This window comes from Ensifer sp. YR511, assembly GCF_900103045.1.
In the GTDB taxonomy this organism is placed as follows: Bacteria; Pseudomonadota; Alphaproteobacteria; order Rhizobiales; family Rhizobiaceae; genus Ensifer; species Ensifer adhaerens.
Genome location: NZ_FNGR01000044.1, coordinates 35,020 through 47,460, shown reverse-complemented (window position 1 = coordinate 47,460; position 12,441 = coordinate 35,020). Strand labels below are relative to the sequence as shown.

The window sequence follows — 12,441 nt, the reverse complement described above, 5'->3', positions numbered from 1 at the left end:
TTGACCAAGTGGACCGGAAGGAACGTTGCCGACACATCGAAGTGGCTAAGCGTTTTCCGCCATAAACGGATCTGCGCAGGATAAATGTCATGGCGACGAGCGACATCACCAATGCGAACGCTCGGTTGATCGGCTTCAGCCAATATCGCCATATGTGGAACGGCCCGCTTGGCAAGATATTTCCTCATGCATTTCCCCAATGAGGACGGTGCGGTCATATGTCCGGCCTGTTTGCTGGCCTTTCAGCCATGGCCACGATGAGATCCGCGGAGCAAATCGCCTAATCAGCTTCTCGCGCTGTAACGCGCTTGCGATATTGCGGTCTGATTTGCTTCGGGATGTCGTCCCGTTGGGTCATCACAATTGGCACCTTGCCTGCCTCTCCGACTGGTCGGCCGGAAAGTTCGTATGTCTAAGCCCGGACGATCATCTTCGCTCCCCGATAGCTATCGCCTCGAACGAGAAGAGCCCAGATAATGCGCGCGATCTTGTTTGCGAGTGCTACAGCGATAACCTTGAACGGGCGGCGCAACATCATGGCCGCAATCCATGGTGATGACTGGTGGCCACGACGAGCGAGCTTGAGGACCGACGTTGCTCCAGCGACAAGCAGCGTTCGCAGTTGCTGGTTTCCGCGCTTTGAGATCGAACCGATCCGCTCTTTTCCTCCGCTGGAATGCGCACGTGGCGTCAACCCAATCCAGGCAGCAAAATCGCGACCGGTCCGGAATCCGGCAGGATCCGGTACGACGGCCCGAACGGTCGCTGCGATGATCGGCCCCACGCCGGGAATCGCTGTCAGGCGCCGAGCGCTGTCGTCGTTTCTCACCGCCTCAAGGACTTTTCGATCGAGCCTTTCAATGCGTGCCGTCACGGTCTCGATTTGCTCGACGAGCTCTTCCAAAGCCATACGAGCTGCACCCGGCAATCTCAGGTCACTGTCGTCGCGCACTATGGCGGCAAGGCTGATGATTCCGACCAGACCGGTCGCCCTGACAATGCCTAGTTCGGCAAGATGGGCTCTCAAGGCATTGATCGCTTGAGTGCGCTGACGGATGAGCAGATCTCGTGTTTTGAGCACCATTCCGGCAGCCTGCTCCTCCTGCGTTTTTGCCGGCACGTAGCGCATGGTCGGCCGGGTGACTGCCTCGCAAATGGCTTCGGCGTCTGCAGCGTCAGTTTTGTTGCGTTTGACGTAGGCCTTCACGTATGCGGGTGGCATCATCCGAACCGTATGCCCCAGGGCTTGAATTTCCCGAGCCCAATAATGCGCGCTGCCGCAGGCTTCGATCCCTACGAGGCAAGGCTGCAACGCGCGAAAGAAGTCCAGCACCTGCGATCGACGCAGTGCGCGACGTACGATCACGTCTCCTTCTTCGGCTATGCCATGAACCTGAAAAACGGTTTTGGCCAGATCGAGCCCGACCGTGGTAATCTTCTTCATGGAGGGGTCCTTCTTCTTTGTGGCGTTTCAACACGACCACGTTAGGCACTTGATGCCGTTTGAGAAGGGCCGTTCCACCTCATCAGCTTCGCTTCCTTCGACCACCGCCGCCTACGCTCAACGCCGGAAATGATCTCCATGCGAGCCATGCCAACCTCTCAGATCTGATATTAGTGTCAGCACTAATGCTGGTTCTAATGCCAGAACATCGCCTAACTGGCTCGTTCAGCAAAATCCGCTCACCGGACGCTCACGACCAAATCACCAGTCGGGCAACAGAATCAGAAATCGACCAACAATGGAATCCTCAGTCCGATTCCGCGTTCAGCGGACGTGCTCTAGCTGCTCAGGCTCGATTTTAGCGCTATAGGCCTGCAATTGAGAAGAGATCTCGATCTAATGAACATTCAATTGCAGCATCGCTCCCTTAGCGACGCGAAATACTCCGGCCTGTTCCAGCAACCCAAGAGTCTTCCTATAAGAATTTACGCCAGAGTGCCAAAACCAGCCCTGATATTCGCCGAAATCGATGCAGCAGCGTCGGATTGCTCGCAGTGCGAGGCGTTGCGACAGATCACCAAACAAAGATCTTTGATCAAGCAAGAGAAGAGGCGTCATTTGTTTCCATCGTTTCCGCGACTACGAAAAATACGGAAATCCTCAGCGTTGGCAATGTTTTCTAATGGCGCACAGTTGCCATAGGGCTCGGCGTCGATGGCATTCGATACCAAGCGCCGGACTTATCCGAGCAATGTGCGAGGAGAACATGACTTACTCTCTATTGTCACCCCAGCGCGCATTGCCTGCGGACTTGCGTACCCGAGCCTGCGGATTAGCACTTCAGAGTTTCTCTCATCCGCTGTTGGAGGGCCCGGTGGACCTGAGAATACTCTAGAAATCAGATGGTCATCGGAGAGGCTGTTTGGTGGATGTTCTCAGTAATTGGCGAGCCAGCACTGCGGGTTTGTGCATGGGCCGGCCCCATGCCTCGCAAACTGTATTGTAGGCCGTCTCTACAAAAACAACTGGCCAGATAGCCAGTTGCTCGCCTACCCAGTTTGAGCGTTCGCTAGCCTTCGTCGCCAAGGACCGCTTCAAGCACCTCCGATCGCAATTTGTTCGGTTTAATGGAAGTCGCCCGCACGCGCTGCATCTCGATAGCCTTGAGCGGCAAGTTCAGTGTCTTCGAGATCCATTGCTTATCCTGGATCGTCATCGGCATGTAATACGAATATATATGCAGGGTGACCCTCAAGATAGCTACCAATGAGCTGTGCTCGCCGTATTTATGGATGACTTCCTCAACTTCCTCCTTGTTGAGGCGGCCTTTGTTGTACAATCGAGCGATAAGCAAAACGCTGGTGAAATTGTATGGAATATGCCCGTCATCACCGGCCTCGCTCTCAAAGTCTTTGGCAAGACGTTCTAGGGCTCTAATAGAATGGTCTTGGTTGAGGTAGCGCGCCAGCCCATTTTGGGACATGAACACCGACCAGAACGCGAATAGCCTCATAACTTTCTTGTACTTTTCGTCCATCGTGAGGCCGTCGCCCTTCACGGCCTTTTCGACTTCGGAAAGGGAGCCATCCTTGTCATAGATCAGAATGGCCGCGATCGCGTGGTTCAGCGATGCGTAGCGTCCGCTCGCCTGGACCATTTTCGTGATGCAGGTCAACACTTGGTCTGTGCCGTAGGTGCCGGAGCGGCCAGTCAATATCTGCCCGATGACGGAGTGAATTCTCAGGAGGGCGTTCACGCTTTTGATGTATGAATCGCGGTTGATCTCATTCTGGTCGATCTCTTCGATTGCCTCAGAGTCATCGATTTTGGAATCTAGGAATGGCAGCGTGTACTTCGCCACGACCTCTTCAGCGCTGTCCAGAATGTCGACAACCTTCTCACGAAGGAGACGGCTTCGATTTTCGTCGACGTTGGCTTCTGACGAGATCGACATGTTGTCGCCGGCCGGCAGGCCAAGAATGATCGACTTGGATCTATCTGACAGGATCCAGTCATCAGCCTTTGAGAACAGCTTGTCCAGCGTCACCATGAGTTGACGAATGACTATGTTGTCGTCAGTGAAGTACGCAATGTAGATAATAATATTTGCATATTTCTTTTGAAAAATATTGACTGAGCAGTTCTGGATAAAGTCGTTGTATTTTTCCTTGTCGTCGGACGCGAGCTTCCTTGCAACATATCTGGCGCAGAGAAAGTACCATAGGTAATCTTCGTGAAAAGAGAAGGTCGTCCCGTTTTCGTACAAAAACACGCCAACAGATATCTTTCGTAGAAATGCCCTATCGGACAAGAACTGCTCTTCAAATATATCCAGGCACCCCTCAAAGGCCTCCTTCGACAACGAGCCCATTTCGGTCTCCTTGAATGCAGTGTATGCCAACAAAGAGAGAAAATTCTTGCATTCATCCAGATGACGCCAGTCGCTGCTCACTTTAATCAAACGTTGTTGAATTAGCGTTTCGTAGCAAGCGGCAAACGAAGATAATGCGATGTCGCTTCCAACCGCGGCATCAATGAGCTCCAAGAACGTAACGACATTGTAGGGATACCGCTCCGCTTCGGTCTGGTTAAACATGATCATTAAGTGCTCGAACGTCGAAAGCACTTGTGCATCGCTCACAGCTGTCACGTGAGCGCCGCCGATCAATTTCCATCGCTTAACGACTTCCATGATCTTGTCACCGCTCATGGGTGCGATCGAGTAAACTAGCGGGTTAGGCAGATCATCAGGTGTAAACAACACGGAAGGAGCTGCCGTAAACGAGACGATCACACAGCGCGCATAGCTCGCCGACATCGTGCGAACAATGATCTCTTTCATTCTATCCGGGAGCGAACACTCATCAAAATCGTCAATGACGATGGAGAAGCCGCTCGGAATGAAATCGGATGAATCGAACTGGTGAACTATTGCGCGCTGGATAACCTTAACGATGTCAGCGCTCTTAATATCCTTCCCAGAAATAAGTATAGTAGGTTCACTTTGCTTACATAGCCCTAATTGAATCTGCTTGGCGAGGAGAGACTTTCCAGATCGATCGGACCCGGAAATGATAACGGCACGATTCTCCACTATTTGTGCCAATAGATTTTTGAGCTTGTTGACCTGTAATTTGTCTCTTTCAAAATAAAGCTCAGGATCGATGAACACTTGTTCTTCATCGAACTGTTGCAAGGCGGGGTGGCGAATAAAATCCACCTTGCAGACCTTGGATCGATAGTCGCTATTTAGCTGGGGCGGAATGAACTTTTTTTTTAGGGCCGCAATCTGCCCCTTGAGACCTCGAACAACTTCCAGCCACTGAGAATCTCGCTGTTGTGAATCAGACTTAGACGACGCGTTCTGGGTGACCGGCGTACCGTCCGTGGGCACGGCGTTGAAATCTCGTAGGCCGGCCACATCCCAATCGCAAGCCCGGACAATGACGGGTATTACCACGGCTTCACCTTTCGTATGCCGTTCTTTTGCTCGCGCATACTCCTTGTCCATACAGAAATCTGAACTGATGAACGCTGGGCTTATGAGAAACAGAAAGATATCTGAGGTCTCAATCTCCTGATGGATATCCTCCTTCAGCTTCCCTCCCGCTAAGATCATACGATCGTGCCAAACATCGATATCGCCGTTGCGCCTTAAGGCAGAAAGATGCGAAAGCAATTCATCCTTCAACCACTCGTCTTGATGGCTGTACGAAACAAAAACTTCAAACTTCTTCAAGATTGGCGACCCCTGCCCGATTCGCGTTGATTTCAACGTCTAGTGATATCGCAATAACCACTCATCTAGCAATTGCATCGGCCCGTTTTCCGCAGTTGTTATCAGTCACACCTCCGACAAGGTCAGCTTGCCCATTTGATAGATTTCTGGAAAAAAGCACTTGAGCGCGCTGGTCGGTAGAAGGCATCGCAGGGGACGATTAGAAACCTATTTTCGCAACACAGTGCCCAAGCACCCCTACGTCCTATTGGCCGTATTCGGTCGCTCGAACACGCCATGGAGCGAGGCGGCTTTCAGAAAGCCAATTCAGCGGATGCGACTTCGGTGACATTTACCGATGCTCTAGACACTCGATTCTTTGAAGCCAGCAAGCTTCAGCAGCGGCCGTCTTTCAGCACACCTCCTCAGTATCTGATGTCCGACGATAATGGCGGAGCGAAGTGGCCAGAGCAGGCCGCCCCAAAATTGGCCCGTGAAAGGTTCGACTACGTTAAGGTTGAGCGGAGCAATCTTTTCACGGCGACAAAGGACGTATCCTCGACAGAGACAATATGCTCTGCATTGGAGCTTTGTTTATCTTTAATTCCTTTGCGATGCCGTACATGCCGCGGGAATTATATGGGGTTTTCTTTTGCGCGGCGGCCAAGATTGGCGATCCGACGCCTTGAACCTAAAACTGATGTTGATGTCAAAATTTGCTCAATACGTCTGGAACGGCTTCAGATAGGTCAGGCCGAGTGCCATCGCCGCAATGCCTTGTCCCCGAGCGCACCCGCAGACCCTCTGTTGCAACGATCGCCAGTTCGGCGCGCGGGGTCGCTTCGGCTTCTGCCTTGGGTGATGACCATGTTTGGCGTCACGACTGACGCGCCGGCCCCGCGGGTACTGCCATAGCCGATGATCCAGCGACGTCTCGATGGACCTTCGTCTGCAGGGTTTCCCATCGCTTGACGAACTAAGTGCCGCCGTGTTGATGCGTCTTCTCACGGCGTTAATCTCTTTCGTTTTCAGGGAATTGTGCGATAGTTGATAGGCGGCAAGGCCAGGTCAGGAGAGACCGTTATGGACCTTGAAAGGATCGGTAGATCTCGTTTGAAAATGAGGCTTCCAGCGTTGCGGGCGCTCATTGACGCGCAACAGAGCCCGGTCCTTCGCGCATTGTCTGAAGAGTATGCGGTTGCCTGGATGGCCCGAGATCAGTTGAGCGTTGCACGCCGTTGTGACCCCGCCGATCTCTACGATTTAGAGGTCATCTGCGCCGAAATCGAAAACGACGTTGACCGTCTGCTCCGGAGAGCGAACGTCTGGCGGGCTTGGAACTAATGCCGCTTGGTCGACCGTACGAAACGCATCCTGCGTCTTTCGTAACGTCGATCGCCGACAGTCGGAGGAGCAAGGCGATGGATTTCGAAAAGGTCGGGCGGGGCCGCATGATGATGCGGCTGCCAAGGCACCGCAAACAGATTTCCGATGCCAACTTCCGTGCGATCAATGATCTGCTGGAAGCCTACGACCTAGCCGCAGTGAAGCGCGATGAGCTGCGCGAGCAACTGACGCCAGACCCCGTGATCATCAAGGAACATGAAGTTCTCTGTCAGAAACTGGAGGACGACATTATCAAGATGCTAGCCAGCGTGAGCCCGCGAATGGTTCGCTGACATCCACTTTATTCCCAGTAGATTCTCTGGGGCGAAAACGCGCAACTCGGCGGCAATCTTCACTTAACGAAAGAACGGCATTCTCTCAGTGGTTGCCGTCGCCCTGCCCCCCCTGCCGGCAACTCCGAACCGCAATCCAGGACCCCGGGTTGCGGTTCTTTTCCCTGACGGAGCTGAAGATGGGCTATGATTGGGATGGCGCCCGTTGGCGCCGCATGAAGGTGGCGAGATACGGAACCGCCGTGGCGCTGGCGGGTCTACTGGTCGCGGTCGCAACGCAGGTCGTGACGTCAGCGCTTTAGTCCCCTTCTTCAGATCGTCCTTCCCCGCATCGCCCCCAGACTGCTTCAGTTCGAGGCGAGTAGTCGCGCCGCCGGTTGCAACTGCCGGGCGGCATGGTTTCGCTTGAATGTCCAGGCTCGGTCGCATGAAAGCCCAGAATAATATAGATCCTGTGAGGAGGGTGGATAGCGACCGGCTCTGTGGCAGGGTGAGGTTGCATAACCACAAACACCCTACCTTGGAGGCAAGCATGCCTGTTGTAGCTCACCAATCCCAAGGGCCGGTCGCTATCCACCCTCCTCACAGGATCTACATAATTCCGTGAAAGCCTCAGTCGCTGGTGCTAGGAGAAGAACCATTCGGCGTCGGTTGGAGCGGTTGTTCCGGCCTGCAGGCTGCGGCGCAGTTCACACCACTGCGGATCGGACACGAAACCGTTCATGCCGCCGCAGGCGTCGAAGAGAGGAATGTCCCCGAAGCTGCCAACAACTTCGTCCACCTTGCCGGTGAGGAGATTTCCCAATCGCTCAATGGGCGGTCCACCGCAGTCAATGATCCGATGTCCCCATGCCCCAGGCATGTCGTCTGTCGCAAGAGCATCCACCAGATCCCCGTCGAGGCCCGTGGCAGCCAGCGCCCGGCACACGACATATCGCATCAGCGGATAGTAGATTGGATGGTGGCTGCCGCCGAGCACGCGAACGCCCGGAAGCACCGCCAGGACGAGAAACATTAAAAGCAGATTGGGAATGAGGCTCCGGTCAACAAGCCGTGGGATGATGTCGGAAGCCGTGAAGGCGGCAACATTCAATCCGGTCGTCGGATGCACAAGATCGCCGGCGACCAGTCTCAACGGCACGCGTTTGCCGTTTTCGTAAAGCCAGAAGAAGTCGGTGCCCCTGGTCAGCCAGCCTCCCCAGGCACCAGTCGTCAGTTTGTCGATTTCCGACAGGATGTTGTAAGCAAAAGACTTGTTTTCCAGCAGCCGAGAGCGCAACCAGGACCCCCACTCCGTCAGATGATCCGTAACGAGATCTGCAATGTCTTCGTCATCGATCTGAAGGAATGAAAAGCCCGTACCGAACAATTCCGGCCACAGCGCGCGGTTAGCGCATTTTAACGCGTGCGACGGACGCTCGAACTGCGCACTCGGCAGCAGCTCGCGAAGCTGCGCTAGCGCATGTCCATTGGAAGCTTCAGTGGATTTGAGCTTGAATTCGTAGGCTCCACGTCCCGACAGCAAGCTGTAAGGGAGCAGCTCGCTTCGGCTGAGCCCGAAGACGTTCACCGCTTGTCCATCAACACTCAGCCAGCCAGGTCCCTTCCGCGGTCTTTCGACCAGATTGACTGTCGAGACCGCATAGGAGACGTAGCTTGCTTGACCATGGGCCGACAGCCCAATGAGGCTGAAAACGTGCGAATAATAAGCTTCTGGTTCGATAAGCAACAACAGGTGCGGTCCCGTCTGCAGGACAGGCCGTGCCTTAAAGTCCGAGCAAATCTTTGAGACGCTCTCGACCGACATACCATTTCTTTCCCCTGCCCTTCTCAGGACATTGAGAACCTTGGCGAACGATCGGGCGCGGAGTTCACAAGGTGATTTCGGTCCGCAGTAGTCAAAGATACGCGTTGCGTAGTCCCGGAGCGGCCGCTGGTGGTATTCCTTCATCCACGGATAGAGCGTACCGAGAGCTTCAAAGACCGCTCGCTTCGCCTGGCCGTTTTCGCCCTGGTGCTCCATCTCAACGCTCCTCCTGTTCCTTTTCGCCCGGTCGGCGGCCGGGGTAAGCTGTCAAAATCAAAACGCCGATGACCAGCGCGACCCCGAACGCCAGGAAAACCGTCGAGGGATGTAGATCCTCGCCAGCTATGGCAGCCATGCCGAAAACAAGGAGTCCGAGCGCGACACCAACGCTGTGCATGATGCCCTTTGCCTGACCCAGGGAGCCGTCGGGAACGCTCTCCTGAAGCTCCACTTCCACGTTGACCCGTCCAAGATTGTAAAGAGTGCCAAGGGCAAGAAACACAAGCAGCGTCCACGGCACGTTTAGGAGCTTCAGCATCATCAGCGCAGCCGCGGTGGCGGTGAGGATTGAGAGATTGAGCGCACGAGCCCGTGCTGTTCGTCCCGTTCGGATTAGAAGCGCCGCACCGACGATCGCTCCCGCGGACCACGCTGCCTCGAGACGGCCAAAGTCCGCAGCGCTGCCGCCCTGTTCTATAAAGACGAAACTCGAACCCATGACGCTGACAAGTATCGCGCTTGCGTAGAGGAAGGCGTAGATTGTCGAGAGGCGCAGGAGTATCGGATCGCCGCGCGACTTTGGGGCTTCGTCGAGGCCGACGTTCGATGCCGGCAACGATTCCGGCTGCACGGGAATCATCAAAAATGCCGAAAGAAAGAAAAAGACAGAAAGAACCGCGAACGCGGCGGCCGGCGGGCGCTCGCCCAGCAACGCTCCAACAAGGAGAGCCGCGGCGAGGTTGCCACATTGCATGACGAAAAAGACAAGAGAGTTTGCCGTCGCGAGGCTGCGCCGCCGCGTTACCGCCGGGATCAATGCTTGCGATGTGGTCAGCGCGATGCGGTCGCAGAACGCGAAAAAGCCGGCTGACAGACTGATCGTGAAGAGGGTCTCGAAATAGACGAGCGCGCAAGCAGTTCCCGACACGGCCGCAAAGCGCCCCAGATCTGCCAGGATGTTCAGGCGACGTCTGTCAAAACGATCTGCGATCAGTCCAACCAAAGGGCTCGCAAGCAATTCGATAGCACAAACGATCGCGAGGAAGGTCGCCACGGCGGCGCTTCCGTATCCGGCTTCCACGAGGACCCAAGAGCAGGCGACGTAATAGCCGTTTCTTCCAACGGCTGCCGACAGTGTGCTGCACAGGAAGCTTGCGAACGATCGCGACCTGCGTCTTGTCATGTCGGGATAAGAAAACTGCGTAGGCTTCAACATGAGCGACGTAACCAGGGTGAACGCTGCCAGTCATATCCACATCCGCCAATTCTGCTTTTACAAAGCCGCCATCTTTTTCGATTCAATGCCAAAAAGAGACGGCATGCCCTATGTACGCCAGATGCGGCGGAATGCCGTGGGGCTGCAGCCAAAGCCACGCTTGAAAGCTATAGTAAAATTGCTTGAGCCCCCAAAGCCGCATTCCAGCGCGATTTCCGTCGCGGACAGGTTCGTGAAACGCAGCATTTCGGCGGACCTCTCAAGGCGCCGCCGGGCCATGAAGGCGTGCGGGCTTATCCCTGTCGATTGTTTGAACGCTCGTAGGAAGTGACGCGGCGTTATGCCCAGTTCGCGCGATAGATCGGTGATGCTTGGACCTCCGTCAACCTGAGCCTCCATCGCGGCCAACGCGCGCTTGAGATCAAACGGTGAGAGCCCGCCCTTGGCCCGCTCGGTAGCAATCCCGTGCCGTCTCATCAGTTGCACGAACAATTGCGTCGCCTGGCTTTCCACCATCGTTGAACTGTATGGATCGGGGCACTTCAGTTCGTTCGCGATCTTGTGGAGCGCTACCTCGATTGCACTGTCGCGGAACCCGATTGAGGGCGGCAATCCGTCGAGGTAACCGTGGGCTTCGTCTCCGAACATACGCTCGGCGAAATTTCGCCTGATCGATACGAGGAGGTAGGAAGCCGTCGCGTCGCCATCATCCCACCCTGTCCACACACTTCGAGGGGGAATGTAGATCACCGATCCTGGTCGCCGCGCGGCAAAGACGATCCGTTGCCCATCGACGAAGTCCTCGCCCTGACGCGCCTCGCCTTTAAGGTTCATCAGGAAGGCGTGCCGTGTGTGGGTGAAATTCGTTTCCTGGCGCTGCAATCCTGTCCGCCTTACCAGATCCGCTCGAATACTTCCCCATGCATGGAAGTTGTGGATCAAGGACCGATTTGCTGATCGGCCATATTTGTCGGGATCGATGCAACACCTGTCCGTCACCTTTCGAAATTCCCCTTACGTAGATTGTCGGCTCATGGAAAGTGTGGCTGACCGGAGGTTGTTGGGCAATCGTCGATTAACTCATGGGTGGCTGAATATGTCGTTCCAGTTAAAAAAAATTCAATCGAGGAAAAGCGGGACCTCCCGCACCAATCTAGGAGTAGGGCGACGACACAGCGCGAAGCAATCGGAACTCTAAGTAATTATTATTATTACTTATTTCCTATCTCTGAACCTGTGGCACCGCACCCAATGATCGGTATTTGCAGGTGAACAGCGATGCAAGACTTGAAAGCCTTCCTGGCCGAATGCGATCTCGGCCCGCGCATTAAAGAGCTCAACGGCTTCTTCACGGCGACTGCCGCCGGCCAGAGCGGCATGCCCATCCGCAGGCCTGTGGCCGACATGCGTGTTTTGCCGCCCGGCGAACTCCTTGGCCGGTTTGTGAAGCTGCACGCGGCGCGTCAGGGGTTTTTCGACCAGCACTATCTCAGCAGCATCCCGTATCGGTTGGAGGAGGAATGCCGAATGGGTCATGCTCTGTTGAAATACGCTCAGCGCCGTGGCGGTCCGATATCTCTCTACAGCCTGGGCACAGCGGAAGGCACGATGGCGCGAACCTTGTCGGAGCTCTCGCAGGGTCAGATCCAGACCCTATCGTGCAGTCCGAATGCGGAGAATTACAATTGTTTCATGGCATACGGCGAGCCGCTTCACGCGCACTTCTTTCTTGGTCCGTTTCACAGATTGACGAAGGATCATCTGTCCTCCGACGCGCGCCTTGCAACATTCGCCCAGGGGTTCGACTTCATCCTCGAGGATACAACGTTTCAGATGTATTCGCCAAAGCGGGCAAGGCAGATCGAGTTCGTGGCGCAACATCTCAAGGAAGGGGGCATCTTTCTTTTCCTTGAGAAGTTTCGAGCCGCGGACGAACATGACTACAAGTGTCGAGAGTATCAAAAGGACTTCGGCTTTAAGGCGCGGTATTTCACGGCAGACGAGATCGAGAGAAAAGCAAACCAAGTTCTCAAGACGATGTCCAACAACGAGGCCACCCTCGACGAGATGGCGCAAGCGGTGGCGATGCATTTCAAGCACTGCGTCGTCACCTGGAACAGCGGGAACTTCTACGGCCTTGCAGCGAGCAACAGCGAAGAAAACCTTCGGCTTTACCTCTCGCAAATGGCCGAGCCGGCCATTCCATACGAGTATGTCTACGAGACAAGCCCCTATCTGGTTCTGACCAGTTCGACCGTCAAGTAATTCAGGGCGGGCAAGTTCTCGCCCCGAGCTTTTCCTTTAGGCCCGAGGTTTTTCCCTTCCCGATTGCCAAACCCGCTATTGCTCGAGAGGTAT

Annotated in this window: 9 protein-coding genes; 3 read left to right on the top strand and 6 right to left on the bottom strand. The window is 54.9% G+C overall.

What is annotated here, in order from left to right; all coding sequences use genetic code 11:
* The 3 genes from BLU15_RS35340 to BLU15_RS35330 form a co-directional block, all read right to left on the bottom strand.
* Positions 1-188, bottom strand: a 188-nt coding sequence (locus BLU15_RS35340; RefSeq protein WP_210187495.1) for a transposase, incomplete at its 3' end; no start/stop codon positions are given.
* 224 nt (positions 189-412) lie between these two features.
* Positions 413-1,444 carry an IS110 family RNA-guided transposase gene (locus BLU15_RS35335; RefSeq protein ID WP_090301826.1) on the bottom strand — a complete coding sequence of 344 codons (1,032 nt, stop codon included), beginning with the start codon at positions 1,442-1,444 and terminating at the stop codon, positions 413-415.
* 1,069 nt (positions 1,445-2,513) lie between these two features.
* Entirely contained in the window at positions 2,514-5,183 is a 2,670-nt protein-coding gene (locus tag BLU15_RS35330; protein WP_176960453.1) for a TIR domain-containing protein, read from the bottom strand.
* A 1,400-nt stretch (positions 5,184-6,583) separates the two neighbouring features.
* Between BLU15_RS35330 and BLU15_RS35320 the strand changes: the two genes are divergently transcribed.
* The gene (locus BLU15_RS35320; RefSeq protein ID WP_090301820.1) at positions 6,584-6,841 is read left to right on the top strand and encodes a hypothetical protein; all 258 of its coding nucleotides are present in this window, start codon (positions 6,584-6,586) and stop codon (positions 6,839-6,841) included.
* A 149-nt stretch (positions 6,842-6,990) separates the two neighbouring features.
* The gene (locus tag BLU15_RS39755; protein ID WP_176960450.1) at positions 6,991-7,143 is read left to right on the top strand and encodes a hypothetical protein; all 153 of its coding nucleotides are present in this window, start codon (positions 6,991-6,993) and stop codon (positions 7,141-7,143) included.
* A gap of 323 nt (positions 7,144-7,466) precedes the next feature.
* Here the strand turns inward: BLU15_RS39755 and BLU15_RS35315 are convergent, their stop codons facing one another.
* The 3 genes from BLU15_RS35315 to BLU15_RS35305 all read right to left on the bottom strand — a co-directional run bounded on the left by BLU15_RS35315 (position 7,467) and on the right by BLU15_RS35305 (position 10,965).
* Complete coding sequence (locus BLU15_RS35315) at positions 7,467-8,864, bottom strand: hypothetical protein (protein ID WP_090301818.1); 1,398 nt, start codon at positions 8,862-8,864, stop codon at positions 7,467-7,469.
* Position 8,865: 1 nt separating this feature from the next.
* A complete protein-coding gene (locus tag BLU15_RS35310) occupies positions 8,866-10,050 on the bottom strand; it encodes an MFS transporter (protein WP_244546920.1) in 1,185 nt (394 codons plus the stop codon).
* Between the two features lie 141 nt (positions 10,051-10,191).
* A complete protein-coding gene (locus tag BLU15_RS35305) occupies positions 10,192-10,965 on the bottom strand; it encodes a helix-turn-helix domain-containing protein (protein WP_244546919.1) in 774 nt (257 codons plus the stop codon).
* A gap of 396 nt (positions 10,966-11,361) precedes the next feature.
* Here BLU15_RS35305 and BLU15_RS35300 point away from each other — a divergent pair, with 396 nt between their 5' ends.
* Positions 11,362-12,348, top strand: a complete 987-nt coding sequence (locus tag BLU15_RS35300; protein ID WP_090301812.1) for a class I SAM-dependent methyltransferase — start codon at positions 11,362-11,364, stop codon at positions 12,346-12,348.
* Positions 12,349-12,441: the final 93 nt, after the last annotated feature.